Source organism: Glycomyces tritici (genome assembly GCF_030403505.1).
This window is the reverse complement of the sequence record NZ_JAUEMJ010000001.1, coordinates 672,558-688,567: the sequence shown is the minus strand read 5'-3', so window position 1 is coordinate 688,567 and position 16,010 is coordinate 672,558. Positions and strand designations below refer to the sequence as shown.

At 70.0% G+C, this 16,010-nt stretch carries 15 protein-coding genes; 13 read left to right on the top strand and 2 right to left on the bottom strand.

Annotation, left to right across the window (positions count from 1 at the left end; genetic code table 11):
- Positions 1-7: 7 nt before the first annotated feature.
- Complete coding sequence (locus QWI33_RS03150; protein WP_289954791.1) at positions 8-2,599, top strand: FtsK/SpoIIIE family DNA translocase; 2,592 nt, start codon at positions 8-10, stop codon at positions 2,597-2,599.
- Positions 2,600-2,648: 49 nt separating this feature from the next.
- Here QWI33_RS03150 and QWI33_RS03145 read toward each other — a convergent pair whose 3' ends face one another.
- The gene (locus tag QWI33_RS03145; RefSeq protein WP_289954789.1) at positions 2,649-3,728 is read right to left on the bottom strand and encodes a hypothetical protein; all 1,080 of its coding nucleotides are present in this window, start codon (positions 3,726-3,728) and stop codon (positions 2,649-2,651) included.
- Positions 3,729-3,940: 212 nt separating this feature from the next.
- On the opposite strand from QWI33_RS03145, the gene rimO reads away from it, so the two are divergent.
- From rimO to cimA, 7 genes are all read left to right on the top strand, one after another.
- Positions 3,941-5,422, top strand: a complete 1,482-nt coding sequence (rimO, locus tag QWI33_RS03140) for a 30S ribosomal protein S12 methylthiotransferase RimO (protein WP_435367555.1) — start codon at positions 3,941-3,943, stop codon at positions 5,420-5,422.
- Positions 5,419-6,000 carry a CDP-diacylglycerol--glycerol-3-phosphate 3-phosphatidyltransferase gene (gene pgsA / locus QWI33_RS03135; protein ID WP_289954786.1) on the top strand — a complete coding sequence of 194 codons (582 nt, stop codon included), beginning with the start codon at positions 5,419-5,421 and terminating at the stop codon, positions 5,998-6,000. The genes rimO and pgsA overlap by 4 nt, the downstream gene beginning before the upstream one ends.
- A 55-nt stretch (positions 6,001-6,055) precedes the next feature.
- Positions 6,056-6,511, top strand: a complete 456-nt coding sequence (locus QWI33_RS03130; protein WP_270114442.1) for a helix-turn-helix domain-containing protein — start codon at positions 6,056-6,058, stop codon at positions 6,509-6,511.
- A 115-nt stretch (positions 6,512-6,626) separates the two neighbouring features.
- Positions 6,627-7,493, top strand: coding sequence for a PspA/IM30 family protein (locus QWI33_RS03125; protein ID WP_289954781.1), 867 nt, complete (start codon positions 6,627-6,629; stop codon positions 7,491-7,493).
- Between the two features lie 16 nt (positions 7,494-7,509).
- Positions 7,510-8,304 (top strand): phage shock envelope stress response protein PspM, encoded by a 795-nt coding sequence (gene pspM / locus QWI33_RS03120; RefSeq protein ID WP_289954779.1) that lies wholly within the window; start codon positions 7,510-7,512, stop codon positions 8,302-8,304.
- Between the two features lie 81 nt (positions 8,305-8,385).
- The gene (locus QWI33_RS03115; protein WP_289954777.1) at positions 8,386-9,108 is read left to right on the top strand and encodes an RICIN domain-containing protein; all 723 of its coding nucleotides are present in this window, start codon (positions 8,386-8,388) and stop codon (positions 9,106-9,108) included.
- A 387-nt stretch (positions 9,109-9,495) separates the two neighbouring features.
- Positions 9,496-11,049 (top strand): citramalate synthase, encoded by a 1,554-nt coding sequence (gene cimA / locus QWI33_RS03110; protein WP_435367554.1) that lies wholly within the window; start codon positions 9,496-9,498, stop codon positions 11,047-11,049.
- A 170-nt stretch (positions 11,050-11,219) separates the two neighbouring features.
- Here cimA and QWI33_RS03105 read toward each other — a convergent pair whose 3' ends face one another.
- Complete coding sequence (locus tag QWI33_RS03105) at positions 11,220-12,362, bottom strand: hypothetical protein (RefSeq protein ID WP_289954774.1); 1,143 nt, start codon at positions 12,360-12,362, stop codon at positions 11,220-11,222.
- A 188-nt stretch (positions 12,363-12,550) separates the two neighbouring features.
- Here QWI33_RS03105 and QWI33_RS03100 point away from each other — a divergent pair, with 188 nt between their 5' ends.
- The 5 genes from QWI33_RS03100 to QWI33_RS03080 all read left to right on the top strand — a co-directional run bounded on the left by QWI33_RS03100 (position 12,551) and on the right by QWI33_RS03080 (position 16,005).
- On the top strand, positions 12,551-12,892 hold the full coding sequence (locus QWI33_RS03100; protein WP_289954772.1) for a hypothetical protein: 342 nt from the start codon (positions 12,551-12,553) through the stop codon (positions 12,890-12,892).
- 162 nt (positions 12,893-13,054) lie between these two features.
- Positions 13,055-13,837, top strand: a complete 783-nt coding sequence (locus QWI33_RS03095; RefSeq protein ID WP_289954770.1) for a fumarylacetoacetate hydrolase family protein — start codon at positions 13,055-13,057, stop codon at positions 13,835-13,837.
- Positions 13,830-15,296: a glutamate--tRNA ligase gene (gltX, locus tag QWI33_RS03090; RefSeq protein ID WP_289954768.1), complete on the top strand. Its 1,467-nt coding sequence runs from the start codon at positions 13,830-13,832 to the stop codon at positions 15,294-15,296. The genes QWI33_RS03095 and gltX overlap by 8 nt, the downstream gene beginning before the upstream one ends.
- 92 nt (positions 15,297-15,388) lie before the next feature.
- The gene (locus tag QWI33_RS03085; protein WP_289954767.1) at positions 15,389-15,718 is read left to right on the top strand and encodes a PadR family transcriptional regulator; all 330 of its coding nucleotides are present in this window, start codon (positions 15,389-15,391) and stop codon (positions 15,716-15,718) included.
- 2 nt (positions 15,719-15,720) lie between these two features.
- The gene (locus QWI33_RS03080; protein ID WP_289954764.1) at positions 15,721-16,005 is read left to right on the top strand and encodes a hypothetical protein; all 285 of its coding nucleotides are present in this window, start codon (positions 15,721-15,723) and stop codon (positions 16,003-16,005) included.
- The last annotated feature ends 5 nt before the right edge of the window (positions 16,006-16,010 follow it).

The following is a 16,010-nucleotide window of genomic DNA, read 5'->3' as shown; positions in this document are numbered from 1 at the left end:
ATGGGGCATGATGGCCAGGACGAGCGGCAGTTCGGGCGGCGCCGCCCGCAAGGGGGGCGCGGTCCGCAAGAGCAGTGCACCCGCGGCGCGCCGCAAGCCCGCCGCCTCCGCGGCCAGATCTCCCGCGAAGCCCGCCCCCCGCAAGGCGGCGAAGAAGACCGCCAAGAAGACCACCGCAAAACGGGCCGCCAAGAAGACCGCCGCGAAGCGCAAAGGCATGGACGCGGTCCCCGGGCCGCTCGAAGCGCTGGGCCTCGGCCTGCGCGGCCTCTGGGTCGGCACCGCCCGTTCTACGGGCTGGATGGCCCGTTCCGTCGGCAAGGAGGCCGCCACGGCCCGCGACATCGATCCCGCGCACCGTCGAGACGGCCTCGGGCTCTTCCTCATCGCCATCGCGATCGTCCTGGCCTGCGCGGTCTGGTTCGACGTGGCCGGCCCCATCGGGGAGCGGCTCGCGTTCATCCTCGACTGGCTGCTGGGCCTCGCCACGCGCGCGCTCCCGGTGCTGCTGGTCCTGTGGGGACTGCGCGTGATGCGGCAGGTGGCGCCCGAGGACGCGCACGGCCGTTCGCTGGTGGGCTGGTCCTCGATCTGGCTCTCGAGCCTCGGTCTGCTGCACCTGATCTCGGGCCTGCCGTCCGACATGGGGGAGCGGATGGTCGCGGGCGGCCAGATCGGCTGGATCGTGGGCGGCGGCCTCGCGCTGGGCGTCTCGTCGTACGTGGCGTTCCCGCTGCTGATCCTGCTGCTGCTCTTCGGGGTCCTGGTGGTGACGGCGACGCCGCTGAACCAGGTGCCGTACAAGCTCGGCCGCCTGTGGGACCTGGCGACCGGCCGGGTCGACGCCTATGAGGACGACGACGAGGAGGGCGAGGAGCCCACTCCCCGCATGACGCGCGCCGAGAGCCGTGAAGCGAAGCGGCTCAAGGAGGAAGAGGCCCGCCGGGTGCACCGTCCGACGACGGTGCTGCCGCGCCTGGCGCCCGAGGAGGTGCCGGAGCTCAACTCCGAGCACGTGTCGGCGCGCGACTCCACGCCGATCGCCGAACCGGAGCCGGTGCGCGAACCGCCGAAGCACTCGCCGCCGCCCAAGCGGATCGAGCAGCCGACCCTGTCGGACGGCGGCGCGGCCATGGACGGCGACTACCGGCTCCCGTCGATGGACCTGCTCCCGATCGGCCCGACCGCCAAGAAGCGCTCCAAGGCCAACGACTCGGTCATCGCCGCCCTGCAGGAGGTGTTCGCGCAGTTCCAAGTGGACGCCGCGGTCACCGGCTTCACGCGCGGCCCCACGGTGACCCGCTACGAGGTCGAGCTGGGCCCGGCGGTGAAGGTCGAGCGGATCATCCAGCTCTCGAAGAACATCGCGTACGCGGTCAAGAGCTCCGACATCCGCATCATCAACCCGATCCCGGGCAAGAGCGCCGTGGGCGTCGAGATCCCGAACACCGACCGCGACGACGTGGCGCTGGGCGACGTGCTCCGCTCGCCGCTCGCGCAGTCCGACGCGCACCCGATGATCGTGGGCCTGGGCAAGGACGTCGAGGGCGGCTACGTCCTCACCAACCTGACGAAGACCCCGCACCTCTTGGTGGCCGGCGCCACAGGCTCAGGTAAATCGAGCCTCATCAATACTTTGCTGGTGTCGATGCTGGTGCGGGCCACGCCTGAGCAGGTGCGACTGCTCCTCATCGACCCCAAGCGGGTCGAGCTCACCAACTACGAGGGCGTGCCGCACCTCGTCCATCCCATCGTCACCAACCCGAAGAAGGCGTCCGACGCCCTCCAGTGGGTGGTGAAGGAGATGGACATGCGCTACGAGGACCTTGCGAAGGCCGGTGTGCGCCATGTGGACGACTTCAACCGGAAGGTGCGCTCGGGCGAGCTGAAGACCGATCCGGCCTCGGGCCGGGAGCTGCGCCCGCACCCGTACCTGCTGGTGATCGTGGACGAACTGGCGGACCTCATGATGGTGGCGGCCAGGGACGTCGAGGAGTCGGTCGTCCGCATCACCCAGCTGGCCCGCGCGGCCGGCATCCACCTGGTGCTCGCCACGCAGCGGCCCTCGGTGGACGTGGTCACCGGCCTCATCAAGGCGAACGTGCCCTCGCGCCTGGCGTTCTCGACGTCGTCGCTGGCGGACTCGCGGGTAATCCTCGACCAGCCGGGCGCGGAGAAGCTCGTCGGCCGCGGAGACGGGCTCTTCCTGCCGATGGGCGCGTCCAAGCCCGAGCGCATCCAGGGCGCGTGGGTCAGCGACGCCGAGATCGAGGCGGTCGTGGAGCATGTGAAGTCCCAGATGGAGCCGCAGTTCATCGAGGAGGTCACCGCGACCCCGGGCTCGACGCGCGACATCGACCCTGACATCGGCGACGACCTCGAACTGCTCATCCAGGCGATCGAGCAGGTCGTGACCACCCAGTTCGGTTCGACTTCGATGCTGCAGCGCAAACTGCGCGTGGGCTTCGCGAAGGCCGGGCGGCTCATGGACCTCATGGAGACCCGCGGTGTCGTGGGCCCCTCGGAGGGGACGAAGGCCCGCGATGTGCTGGTGAAACCCGACGAGCTGGACGGCGTGATCGCCTCGCTCCAGGGCTGACGATGCGCGAAGGGCCGGTCCGCAGTGGACCGGCCCTTCGCGTTGCCGTCTAGGCGAAGCTGACGGCGAGTTCGTGGTTCTTGTCGCCGGTGATCGGCATGTCGATGTCCTCCGCGGGCCACTTGACCGGGCCCTTGGGGTGGAAGCTGATCGTGTAGTCGAGCGACTCGGCGGGCACGTCGTACGTGAAGGTGTACGTGCGCCAGACGGCGTCGGTCAGGTCCTCGTCCACGTGCTCGGAGGAGAGCGGCGTGAGCGTGCCGTCGGCGTCCGCGATCTTGAACGCGTCGTTGACGTCGATGGGCCATTCGAGGCCGTTGGCCGATTGGAGCCAGCCGAACTCGACGGTGATCAGCGCCCGGTCAGGTTCGGCGACCCAGCCCGCGCCGGGCCGGAAGGCCTCGCGGGACATGAAGAACTGGGTCTGGTAGCGCCAGTCGTCGAAGGAGTACTCGTAGCTGCCGCGGGTGGCGGAGCCGCTCACCTTGCCTTCGACCACTTCGGACTCGGCCACGGAGTTGCCGGTGTACAGCGCCTGGATGAGTCCGTCGCGCGTGCGTGCGCGCAGGTCCATGGTCTGGGCGCGTTCGACGTCGACCACTTCGAGCGTGACCGGGGCGTCCTTCTTGGCGACGGTGAAGAAGACCTCGCCGGGGGCGGGCACCTCGCCGTCGAAGTCCCAGGTCTGCTCGCCGACCTTGAGCGTCGCGGCCAGCTCGCCGGCCTCGGCGTTGAACGGCGCCTCGACACCGGGCTCGCTCGAGAACTGGATGAGCGTGAACTCGTATCCCGGCTGGGGCGAGTACAGGCTCGGGTCCTCGCCGAAGAGGTAGTCGAACTCGAAGCCCTCGGGCAGGGCGTCGAACGACGCGACGCACTCGACGCGGAGCGCGAAGTGGGCGCCGATGAGCAGGCCCTCGTCGTCGACGAACCGGGACGCGTCGCCTTCGGGGCACACCGAGACCGGGACCTCGTCGCTGGTGAGCGTGTAGCCGGCGCGCGTGTGGAGCGTGCCGGTGGGCGGGGCGCCGCAGGCGGCGACCGTCATCACCGCGATCGAGGCGAGCAGCGCGAACGCGGATCGTCGAAGGGCGGGGCGATGGGCTGGGGCGATGTCTTTGAGGGACATAGCGCAAGCCTAGGGTATGGCCACCAGGTGCGGCGATGCACTGTTGCCCCTGCGCAGACGGGCACTGAAAGGACCGGATTGTCCGTTCCGTAACCGACTCATAACCGGTCGATAGCGACGCCCGGAGTAACGCCGGTCACCCCGCCGACCAGGGTCACTGTGGCCCGGCCCGCCGCCGGGGGCATTCGCGGCCCGCCGGTAGGTACGCTTTCCTGGTGTCTGCAGCTCATTCGACCCGTTCCGAGGATTCGACCGCACGCGAAGCCGGCAAGAGCGTCGCGCTCTTGACCCTCGGCTGCGCCCGCAACGAGACCGACTCCGAGGAGCTGGCCGCCCGCCTCGCCGCCGGCGGTTGGCGCATCAGCGACGACGGCGAGAACGCCGACGTCGTCATGGTCAACACCTGCGGTTTCATCGAGCAGGCGAAGACCGAGTCCATCGACGTCCTCCTCGACGCCTCCTCCACCGGCGCCAAGGTCGTCGCGACCGGCTGCATGGCCGAGCGATACGGCCGCGAGCTGGCCGAGAGCCTGCCCGAGGCCGACGCCGTGCTCGGCTTCGACCACTACCCGGACATGGCCGCCCGCCTGGACGACATCCTCGCCGGGCGCTCGGTCGAGTCCCACCAGCCGTCCGACCGCCGCAAGCTCCTGCCGCTGGCCCCGGCCGCGCGCCAGAGCGCCGCCGCCGTCGTGCCCGGCCACTCCCGCGCCTCCCAGGCCGACGCCGCGACCCTCGGGGCCGGCGCCCCGCAGCACCTCGCGGTCGTGCGCAAGCGGCTCACCGACGGCCCCGTCGCGAACCTCAAGCTCGCCTCCGGCTGCGACCGCCGCTGCACCTTCTGCGCGATCCCGTCCTTCCGCGGCTCGTTCGTCTCCCGCACGCCCGAGGAGATCCTCGCCGAGGCCGCCTGGCTCGCCTCCGAAGGCGTCAAGGAGCTCAACCTCGTCTCCGAGAACACCACCTCCTACGGCAAGGACCTCGCCGACTCCCAGGCGCTGGAGCACCTGCTGGAGGGCATGTCCGCGATCGACGGCATCGAGTGGATCCGCCTCTCCTACCTGCAGCCCGCCGAGCTGCGCCCCAGCCTCATCGAGGCGATGCAGCGCACCGAGAAGGTCGTGCCGTACTTCGACCTCTCGTTCCAGCACTCCTCCGCGAAGGTGCTGCGCCGCATGCGCCGGTTCGGCTCCACCGAGAACTTCCTGGCGCTGCTCAAGCAGATCCGCGACGTCGACCCGCTCGCCGGGGCCCGCACCAACGTCATCGTCGGCTTCCCCGGCGAGACCGAAGAGGACGTCGAGGAGCTCATGGGCTTCCTCGAGGAGGCCCGCCTCGACTCCACCGGCGTGTTCGCCTACTCCGACGAGGACGGCACCGAAGCGGTGCACCTCGACGGGCACGTGGACGAGGACGTCGTCTCCGAGCGCCACACCCGCGTCTCGATGCTCGTCGACGAGCTGGTGAGCCAGCGCGCCGCCGAGCGCGTGGGCGAGGTCATGAAGGTCCTGGTCGAGTCCGTGGAGGACGACGGCGTGGACGGCCGGGGCGCGCACCAGGCCCCGGAGGTCGACGGCACGATCGCGCTCGTGGGCGAAGTCGAGGGCCTGGAGCCCGGCGACTTCGTGACGGCGAAGGTGATCGACTCGCACGGCGTCGACCTCGTGGCGGAGATCGTCGAGGAGGCCTGGTGACCACTGAGGACCCGCCGGTCTCGCCGTGGAACATCGCGAACGTGGTGACGGTGGCCCGGATCTTCCTGGTGCCGGTCTTCGCGGTGTTCGTGGTCCTCTCGGGGATGGAGCACTCGGGGTGGCGGATGGCCGCCTGCGTGCTGTTCGTGTTCATCTCGGCGACGGACTTCGTGGACGGCTGGCTGGCGCGCTCGCGCGGCCTGGTCACCGATTTCGGGAAGCTCGCGGACCCGATCGCCGACAAGATCCTCATCGGCGCCTCGCTGATCCTCTTGAGCTACTACGACCACCTGGCGTGGTGGGTGACCGTGGTCATCCTTCTGCGTGAACTCGGGATCACGGCGTTGCGGATGGCGGTGCTGCGGCGCACGGTGATCGCGGCCGACCGGGGCGGGAAGCTCAAGACGGTCCTGCAGATCACGGCTGTGGCCTGGTACCTGTGGCCTTGGCCGTCCCCGCTCGACGCGGTGGGTCCGTGGCTGATGGGGGCCGCGCTCGTCCTCACGGTGGCGACGGGAATGGATTACCTCTGGAAAGCATTCAAAACGAAGAAGAGCGAGCCGAACCGGACGAGATAGGCTTGCGGAACCCACCTAAGCTCATGTGAGCTATCGCGGCGCGGAGGAGAATCTCATGGTGTTGTTGCGGGAACTGCTGGGAGAGACCCTGCGGCGCCGCCGCCGCGCGCAGAAGCGGACGCTGCGGGACGTGTCGAAGCAGGCCAATGTGAGTCTGGGATACCTCTCGGAGATCGAGCGGGGCCATAAGGAACCGTCGAGCGAGCTGCTCGCTTCGGTGTGCGGGGCCCTGCAGGTGCGCCTGTCCGAGGTGCTGGCGGAGGTCTCGCGCGAGGTCGCCGTCCACGAGCGCGGTGAGGCGGAGACCCTGGGGCGCGAGGCGCTGGCGCAGGGCCGTCAGGTGGCGGTGCTGCCGCGGCCGCGGGACAAGGCCGAGCCTTTGAGCGACGTCCAGGAGGAGGTCGCCCGGCGGCGTCGCGCCCTGTCGGCGGCGCCCGCTTCGATCGCGCAGGTCCGCTCTCGGCACCGTCGTGGTGAGGTGACCGATTCGGTGGTCCGCGCGGCGGCTTGAAATCCGCTGATGATGTAGTTTTGGCGATTGAGGCGTCACCCTGTCCCACGCATGTGGCGCCGATGTCCGACACTAGAGGCATGTCGGCGTAGCAATCACCGGAAGGACCCCGATAATGGCCAATCCGTTCGTCAAGGGCTGGAAATACATGATGGCGCTCTTCGGTGCGAAGATCGATGAGCACGCCGACCCCAAGATCCAGATCCAGCAGGCGATTGAAGAAGCCCAGAAGCAGCACCAGGCGCTGGTGGGGCAGGCGGCGTCCGTGATCGGGAACCAGCGTCAGCTGGAGATGAAGCTCAACCGCTCGATGTCCGAGGTGGAGCGTCTGCAGGCGCAGGCCCGCCAGGCGCTCGTGCTCGCGGACAAGGCCCGCGCCGACGGCGACGAGGCGAAGGCGCAGCAGTTCGAGTCGACCGCCGAGATCCTCGCCGGTCAGCTGGTCTCCACCGAACAGTCCCTCGAGGACATGAAGGTGATGCACGACCAGGCGCTCACCGCTGCGGACCAGGCCAAGAAGGCCGTCGAGAACAACCAGATGATCCTGCAGCAGAAGCTGCAGGAGCGCACGAAGCTGCTCGGCCAGCTCGAGCAGGCCAAGATGCAGGAGACGATCGCCTCCTCGCTCGAGTCGATGTCGCAGACCGCCGCCCCCGGCAACGTGCCGAACTTCGACGAGATCCGCGACAAGATCGAGGGCCGCTACTCCAACGCCATGGGCCGCGCCGAGCTCGCCTCGAACTCGGTGGAGGGTCGCCTCCTGGAGGTCAACCGGGCCACGCGGGACATGGCGGGCGCCTCGCGCCTGGACCAGATCCGCGCGTCGCTGGAGGGCGAGCAGCTCTCGGGCGGCAAGGCGAGCCCGGCGATCGAGTCGAAGGAGTCGGTCACCAGCGCCCGCCTCGCGGACATCCGCGCGTCGCTGGGCAACGACGACGGCACGGCCGAGCCCGAGGCCGAAGCCGACAAGGCCAAGAGCTGATCTGAGAGGACTGCCGGTGGACGCTAAGGACCGCAAGCGCGCGTTCAAGCGCCTGCGCTCGCGGCTGTCCTCCGCCAAGTCCTGGACCACCATTGCGGGAGGCGCTGCCGCCGGCAGCGCCTTCTTCGTGCCCTATGCCGGTCTCGGTGCGGCGGACGGCGTCTGGGTGACGATCGCGGGGTTCTCGACCGCGATGGCGGTGGTCCGGTGGTTCGACTACCGGCGCCTGGCCCGTGCGCTTCCCGCCGCCGAGCGCGTCTCCTTGGAGCTGCACGGCCCGGCGAAGCTGGCGAAGGAGGCGCAGGGCCTGTTCGGTGAGACGGCCGAGGCGATCCGGCGCGGGCGGATCCGGGCGCGGTTCCGGGGGAGCCGGGCGCTGCCGCCGTACGAGCGGTTGGAGCGGGCCTCTGTGGCCGCCGAGCAGATGGCGAACCGTCTCGAAGGGAATGTCGAGGCGGTGGCGATCCTCGCGGGGGCGTCGAAGGCCGGGCAGGAGCTGTACCGGCTCGCCTTGGGCGTCAAGGACGTCGAGGCGGCGATCGCGATCGCGCCGGAGGTGAAGCGGGCCGGTCTGGGGGCGAACCTGGACCGGATGGTGGAGCGCCTGGAAGCGGGCGTGGCCGCCTATGAGGACATGGTGAGTGCGGCGGGGGAGTGCCTGGCGGGTTCGATCGGGCTCCAGCAGGCGCTGTCGGCGCATCGTTCGGACGAGACGCTGGACCTGCTCACCGACGCCGCGGACCGGTTGCGCGCGGCCGGGGACGCGGCGAGCGAGATCCGCGGGAGTGTCGGGCCGCAGGCCACCGGCTGACCTTTGGTCACGCCTAGTGACGTGGAAGACGCGCTTCGGAGTGGAAAAAGGCAAGTATGTCTCATTTGATCTAATTCGAAGATGAGATTCCCGATGCTTCAGGCGGCCGCTGTCGCCGCCGCCTGCCTGATCGCGACCGCCTTCGGCGGCACCGCACAGGCCCAGAACGTGCCCTCGGGCGCCGTGAAGGTCTATCTCAAGGACCACCCGACCCTCCCGCTGGCGGCGTCCGAGGACGGCGCCCGTCTGACGGCCGACCACCACCTGTGGCGGCTCGTGGCCGTCGAGGCGCTGCAGGGGCTCGGCGCGTACCAGCTCGTGCACGACGACTCGGGCCGGTGCCTGAGCGCCGACACCGGCGGCGGCGGCGAGACCGCGCCCGTGTTCCTCATCGAATGCGCCGACGCGATCTCCTGGGAGCTCGTCTTCGACCCCCTGCCCTCCCACAGCGACTTCCGCTTCGTCACCGCCGACGGCTACTTCCTCGGCCTGGCGGACGGGTCCGACGCGGAGGAGGGCGCCGAGGTCCTCGCGGTGAAGCCCGAGACCGGCGCCAGCAGGCACTTCCAGGAGTGGCTGTTCGAAGCCCCGCCGGTCAACCCGCCGTCGTCGCCGCCGCCCTCGTCGCCCGCGCCGAGTGAGAGCCCGTCCGTCCCGGCCGCGTCCGAGTCGCCGAAGCCGACGCTGCCGACCACGGGCGCCGGGCTCGGCCTCGGGATCGGCGGCGGGGCCGTGGCCCTCGCCGGCGGTGCGGCCCTCGTCCTGTGGTGGCAGCGCCGCCGCGCGCTCCGCTCGGACTGGTGAGAGGCCAAGGCGCGCAAGCGCACGGCCCCGCGCAACGCGATCGACGGTCACGACACACTGAATCCCACGATGCGGGAAATGGTGGTTCGGGTCCACGGCCGGTGGCATACTACTTTTCGTGACCTTCCAGCTCATGATTAGCTGCGGGCGTTCCGCGGAGCACCGCCGTTAGATGCTCCCGCCGAACGCCAGACCTCCTGCCGCCCGCAGGGGGTCTTTTTCGTTCAGGGCAAACGAACGTTCAGGTAGGCCCCGCAGCGGCCGTGCCAAAAAAGTAGAAACCTGGAGCACCAAGTGACGCAACCAGAACCGCACCACGGCAGCGAACCTGCGAACGGCGGCGGGGACTTCCACGTCTTCGACACCACACTCCGTGACGGCGCGCAGATGGAGGGCCTCCGCTACTCCGTCGCCGACAAGCTCGCCGTCGCCGAACTCCTCGACGAACTCGGCGTCGACTACATCGAGGGCGGCTGGCCCGGCGCGATCCCCTCGGACACGGAGTTCTTCGCCCGCGCTGCGGAGGAGCTGAACTTCAAGCACGCCAAGCTCGTCGCCTTCGGCATGACCCGCCGCGCCGGTACGAGCGCCGCCGAGGACCCCGGCTTCCAAGCCCTCCTCGACTCGCGCGCCCCCGTGCTCTGCCTGGTCGCCAAGTCCGACATGCGCCACGTCGAGCAGGCCCTCAAGACCACCCCCGAAGAGAACCTCGCGATGATCGCCGACTCGGTGCGCACCGGCCGCGAGCAGGACCGCCAGGTCTTCATCGACTGCGAGCACTTCTTCGACGGCTTCCGCCACGACCCCGAGTACGCCAGCCTCGTCGTCCGCACCGCCCTCGAGGCCGGCGCCGAAGCGGTCGTCCTCTGCGACACCAACGGCGGCTCCATCCCCTCCGACATCACCGCCGTCGTCACCTCCCTGCGCACCCGCCTCGAAGCGGTCCTCCCGCGCGAGCGCGTACGCCTGGGCATGCACGCCCAGAACGACACCGGCTGCGCCGTCGCCAACACCCTCGCCGCCGTCCAGGCCGGCGTCATGCACGTCCAGGGCACCGCCAACGGCTACGGCGAGCGCCCCGGCAACGCCAACCTGTTCTCCGTGGTCGCGAACCTGGAGACAAAGCTCGGCCTCAAGGTCCTGCCCGAAGGCGGCCTCGCGCAGCTCACCCGCATCTCCCACGCGATCGCCGAGATCGCCAACATGACCCCCGACGAGCACGCCCCCTACACCGGCCACGCCGCGTTCGCGCACAAGGCCGGCATCCACGCCTCCGCGATCAAGGCCGACCCGGCCCTGTACAACCACGTCGACCCCGTCGTCGTCGGCAACGACATGCGCATCCTCGTCACCGAGATGGCCGGGCGCGCCTCCGTCGAACTCAAAGGCCGCGAACTGGGCATCGACCTCTCCGGGGACAAAGCCGCACTCGACCGCATCACCAAGCGCGTCAAAGAGCTCGAGTCCAAGGGCTGGTCCTTCGAGGCCGCCGACGCGTCCTTCGAACTGCTCGTGCGCGACGAGGTCGAAGGCGGCCTGCCCCGGCCGTTCCAACTCGACACCTACCGCGTCATCGTCGACCACGACCCCAGCGCCGTCACCGTCGCCGAGGCCACCGTGCGCGTCGACGTCGACGGTGAGCGCGTCATCGCCACCGCCCAGGGCAACGGCCCGGTCAACGCGCTCGACGCGGCGCTGCGCAGCGCCCTGGCCGCCCGCCACCCGCGCCTGGCCGAGCTCACCCTCTCCGACTTCAAGGTCCGCATCCTCGCCGGCTCCAAGGGCACCGACGCGGTCACCCGCGTCCTCGTCTCCATGAGCGACGGCGAATCCGAGTGGACCACGGTCGGCGTGGCCCCCAACCTCATCGAGGCCTCCTGGAACGCGCTGGCCGACGGCCTCGCGTACGGACTCAACCGGCGGGGTTCCTCCAAGTCCTGAACTCCCACCGGACCGCGCGGCGCCCCATGAACGGCGCCGCACGGCACTGACACGGCCCGGTCCACGAGACCGGGTCCGCGCCTGCACCGCGCCGATCGTGCGGCAGGCGAGTGAAAGGGCCCGACTTCCGCGACGAGCGCTCGCGGAGGTCGGGCCCTTTGCCGTGGCCCCTAGTCGAAGACCGCCAGGCGCTTCTGCTCCTGCGTGCCGCCCCCGAAGGTCGTGAACGAGCCGCCCACCGTCAGGTTCGTGCCCGACGGGTGCGCGGTCGCGTCCCAGGCGCCGACGACGCCGTTCGCGGCCGGGTTCCAGTCCAGGAGCTTCCCGTTCATGTCGACCGCGAGGAGCTTCCCGCGCTCGGCGCGCACGCCGTCCACGCACTGGCCCAGGGGCCCGGCGTGGTTGGTGACGCAGGCCTTGTCGAAGTGGCCGCCGCCGATCACGGTGCTGCCCCAGACCTCGACGGTCTGCATGCCGCCGTCGACCGCCTGGTACCAGAGCGACTCGCCGCTGCGGGTGAACGCCCGGATCTCGCCGCCGCGCCCGTCCAGAGCCGCGTACACGCGGTCCCCGGCGACCTCGACCTCGCGGGTGAGGACGTACACCTTGGAGACGAACGACGTGTCGACCGCGCCCGTGGACGGGTTGACCGCACCGAGCTTCCCGTACTGCTTCTCGCCGCCGAGCGTCGCGAACGACCCCGCGACGTACAGGCGGTCGTGGCCGAACTGGAGGTCGCGCACCCCGCCCTCGGCGACCTTGGGCACGAACGTGGTGACGGGCGCGCCGTTGACGGCGGAGACGGCCGCGAGCGCCGGCTGCGCGAAGCCGCCGACCGACGTGAACGTGCCGCCCAGGTAGACCGTGGAGCCGACCGGCTCGATCGAGTACACGGTGGCCGACGGCTTCGGGTTCCAGGCCGTGTCGAGCTTCCCGCTGTCGAGCCAGAACCGGGCCACGCGGGACCGGGCGACCCCGTCGACCTGCGTGAACTTCCCGGCGATGTACAGGTGGTCCCTGGAGGTCTTGACCTCGTGGACCGCGCCGTTCAGGGCCGGCGCGAACGGCAGGAGCGCCCCCGTGGTCGAATTCACGGCCGCGAGGTACGTGCGGTTCGCGAACGCACCGTCCGTGTTGCGGGCGCGGGTGAAGATACCGCCCGAATAGACGACATCGCCGTCATAGGCCACTTTGTAGACCTGGTCGTTGAACGACGCAGTGGACTGCGGGAGGCTGGAGTCGATCGCTCCGGCGGGCGCCTGCGCGATGAACAGGGCCCCAAGCAGTACGAAGAGTGTGATCAAACGACGCATACGGCAGTCTTGCACGCAATTCGCGCGGCACCAGGCATTGGGCACGGCGCGTCACGGTGAGGTGACGCTCGATGCATGGGCCTCGGCGGTTTCCAAAGGAGACGGCGCCCGCGTGCCGCGCCCGCAGGGCCCGTATCCCAGTGAATGCCGTGGCCGCGCCGTTGGTGCGGGCGTACTAGAGTTGAGGTGTGACTTCCTACAAGACCGATCGTGCCCGCGCGGCGGCCATGGCCGCGGATTCGGCCGTGTATGGGCGCCGCCGCTTCATGTCCGGTTTCTTCCTCGGCCTCGTGATCCTCGTGATCGCCGCATTCGGCTTCGGCTTCGCGCTCGTGGGCGACATCGGCGAGACCATGAAGGTCCGCTTCGGCGCCACCGCCATCTCCCTCCTCGTTGCCGCGCCGCTGACCTGCGTGCTCGGCTTCCTCATCGGCCTGTTCGGATCGGTCCGCCGCCTCGGCATGGGCATCGTCGTCGGCGCGCTCGTCGGCGTCGTCATCATCGGCGGCATCTTCCTGCTAGTCCGCTAGCGCCGCAGCACCGCCGCCGCTCCGCACACTGCGCGGTTCGACCGCGCTCCGCGCGACTGCGTGACTCGATCGCGCTCCGCACGATAGTGCGTCGATCCCGCTCCGACCCCGAACTAAGCTGAGGCCGCAAGGTTTCGAACCAGTCTCAGAGAGGGGCCGACTGTGCGGATCGCGCGGATCGCTCAACCGACCGGCATGTCGTTCGCCGTCCTGGAAGGCGAGGGCCCCGGGGCCACCGCCGCCGAGATCGAGGGCCACCCGTTCGCGCAGATCAAGCTCACCGGCCAGCGCTGGGCGCTCGAGGACGTGCGGCTGCTCGCCCCGATCCTTCCCTCCAAGGTGGTGTGCGTCGGGCGCAACTACGCCGACCACGCCGCCGAGCTGGGCAACGAGGTTCCCAAGGAGCCCTTGATCTTCCTCAAGCCCTCCACTTCGGTGATCGGCCCGAGCGAGGCCATCCGGCTCCCGGCCGTGTCCGACCAGGTCGAGCACGAGGCCGAGCTGGCCGTCGTCATCGGCCTGCACGGGGCCCGCGGCCTCGACCGCGAGGCCGCCAAGGGCGCGATCTACGGATACACCTGCGCCAACGACGTGACCGCCCGCGACATCCAGCGCCAGGACGTGCAGTTCACGCGCGCCAAGGGCTTCGACTCGTTCTGCCCGATCGGGCCGTGGATCGAGACGAGCCCGGAGGTCGACATGGCCGACGCCGAGGTCCGCTGCGAGGTCAACGGCGAGGTGCGCCAGCTCGGCTCGACCAAGGACATGGTCTTCGACCCGGCCGCGATCGTCGCCTACGTGTCGCAGGTGATGACCCTGCTGCCGGGCGACGTGGTGCTCACCGGCACGCCCGCCGGCGTGGGCCCGCTCCAGGCCGGCGAGACCGTCTCCGTTTCCATCGCCGGCATCGGCACGCTGTCCAACAAGGTGGTTCCCAGTGAGTAACGTCCGCACCCGCTTCTGTCCCAGCCCGACCGGGTCCCCGCACGTGGGCCTGGTGCGCACCTGCCTGTTCTCGTGGGGCTACGCCCGGGCCAAGGGCGGCGAGTTCGTGTTCCGCATCGAGGACACCGACGCGGCGCGCGACACCGAGGAGTCGTACGACCAGCTGCTCGAGGCGCTCTCGTGGCTGGGCATGACCTGGGACGAGGGGCCCGACATCGGCGGCCCGTACGCGCCCTACCGGCAGTCGCAGCGCCTGGACGTGTACGCCGACGTGATCAAGCGGCTCCTGGACGGCGGCTACGCCTACGAGGCGTTCTCGACGAACGATGAGGTCGAGGCCCGCCACCGCGCCGCCGGGCGCGACCCGAAGCTCGGCTACGACAACTTCGACCGCGACCTCACCGACGAGCAGAAGGCCGCCTTCCGCGCCGAGGGCCGCAACCCGGTGTACCGGATGCGGATGCCGAACGAGGACATCACCTTCCGCGACGCGGTGCGCGGCGACGTCACGACCCCGGCCGGCACGGTGCCCGACTACGTGATCGCACGCGGCGACGGCTCGCCGCTGTACACGCTCACCAACCCGGTGGACGACGCGATCATGAAGGTCAACATGGTCACCCGCGGTGAGGACCTCATGCCCTCGACGCCGCGCCAGATCGTCATGTGGCGCGCCCTCGTGGAGCTGGGCATCGCCGACGCCGAGCCCGAGTACGCGCACCTGCCGCTCATCGTGGACGAGCGCGGCAAGAAGATGTCCAAGCGCGACCCGCGCTCGAACCTCCTGCAGTACAAGGAGGCCGGGTACCTGCCCGAGGGCGTGCTCAACTACGTGGCGACCCTCGGCTGGTCGATCTCGGGCGACCGCGACGTGTTCACCGTCGCGGAGTTCCTGGAGGCCTTCGACCTGCACGACGTGAAGTCGAACCCGGCGAGGTTCGACGAGAAGAAGTTCGACGCGATCTGCTCGGACCACTTCCGTGCGGTCGACACCGACGAGCTGATCGGGATGCTTGTGCCGCGCCTGCAGGACGCGGGGCTGCTCGGCGCCGACGTCACTGCGGCGGAGGCGCATGTGCTCGAAGTGGCCGTGCCGCTGGTGCAGGAGCGGTGCGCGACGCTCGCGCAGGCCGTGGAGATGCTGCGGTTCCTGTTCTGCGGCACCGAGGTGGCGCTCGACGAGGACAGCGCGAAGAAGACCTTCAAGGACGACGCGGCGCAGGTGCTCGACGCCTCCATCGCGGCGCTCGAGGGCATCGACTGGACCACCGGGGCGATCGAGGAGGCCCTGAAGGCCGCCCTCGTGGACGGCATGGGCCTCAAGCCCCGCAAGGCCTTCGGCCCCGTGCGCGTGGCGATCAGCGGCAAGACCGTGTCGCCGCCGCTGTACGAGTCCATGGAGCTCCTGGGCAAGGACGTGAGCCTCGCGCGCCTGCGCGCGGCCCGCGCGACCCTCTAAGCACGGCAAGCGAAACGGCCCCGTCGGCGACGACGGGGCCGCTCGCGTTTGCACGCGTCCACTACTGTGCATTGCATGGTACTGTGGATAGCGTGGACCGATCGCAACTGCTCAAGGGCCTGCTCGACATCATCGTGCTGCGCGTGCTCGAACGCCAGGACGGATACGGGTACGAGATCCTCAACCGGCTCCGCGCCGCGGGCTTCGACGATCTCGGCGACGCCTCGGTCTACGGCACGCTCCGGCGGCTCTACCGGGCGGGCTACCTGTCCACCTACGTGCAGCCGAGCGAATCGGGCCCGCACCGCAAGTACTACTCGCTCACCGAACCCGGCCGGAAGTACCTGCGCCAGGCGCGCGAGGCCTGGGAGGACGTGAGCACCAAGATGCGAGTGCTGTTCGACGTGCCCACGAAAGGTTGACCATGACCGACGCCCCTACGCCGACCGACGTGATCGCCGCCTACCGCGCCTCGGTCGAGCACCACCTCGCCGTCCTGCTCGAGGAGATCCGCGAGGACCTCGCCGCCGGACTGCGCGCCCACCTCGCCGACGTCGCCTCGGACCTGCGACCCGGCGAGACCCTGGAGCACCGCCTCGGCAGCCCCGACCGGCTCGCCGTCGCCGTCCTCGGATACAGCCCCGCCCTGGAGGCTTTCCAGGAGGACCGTGCAACGCCGCCGTCGCCGCGGGCGGTCTACACATCATGAGCATC

Bases quoted from the DNA above. Each gene is read 5' to 3' on its own strand.
- cimA (WP_435367554.1), top strand. From the start codon at position 9,496: ATGGAGGGCCTCCGCTACTCCGTCGCCGACAAGCTCGCCGTCGCCGAA.
- QWI33_RS03080 (WP_289954764.1), top strand. From the start codon at position 15,721: ATGACCGACGCCCCTACGCCGACCGACGTGATCGCCGCCTACCGCGCC.
- QWI33_RS03115 (WP_289954777.1), top strand. From the start codon at position 8,386: ATGAGATTCCCGATGCTTCAGGCGGCCGCTGTCGCCGCCGCCTGCCTG.
- QWI33_RS03125 (WP_289954781.1), top strand. From the start codon at position 6,627: ATGGCCAATCCGTTCGTCAAGGGCTGGAAATACATGATGGCGCTCTTC.
- QWI33_RS03150 (WP_289954791.1), top strand. From the start codon at position 8: ATGATGGCCAGGACGAGCGGCAGTTCGGGCGGCGCCGCCCGCAAGGGG.
- QWI33_RS03130 (WP_270114442.1), top strand. From the start codon at position 6,056: ATGGTGTTGTTGCGGGAACTGCTGGGAGAGACCCTGCGGCGCCGCCGC.
- QWI33_RS03145 (WP_289954789.1), bottom strand. From the start codon at position 3,728: ATGTCCCTCAAAGACATCGCCCCAGCCCATCGCCCCGCCCTTCGACGA.
- QWI33_RS03105 (WP_289954774.1), bottom strand. From the start codon at position 12,362: ATGCGTCGTTTGATCACACTCTTCGTACTGCTTGGGGCCCTGTTCATC.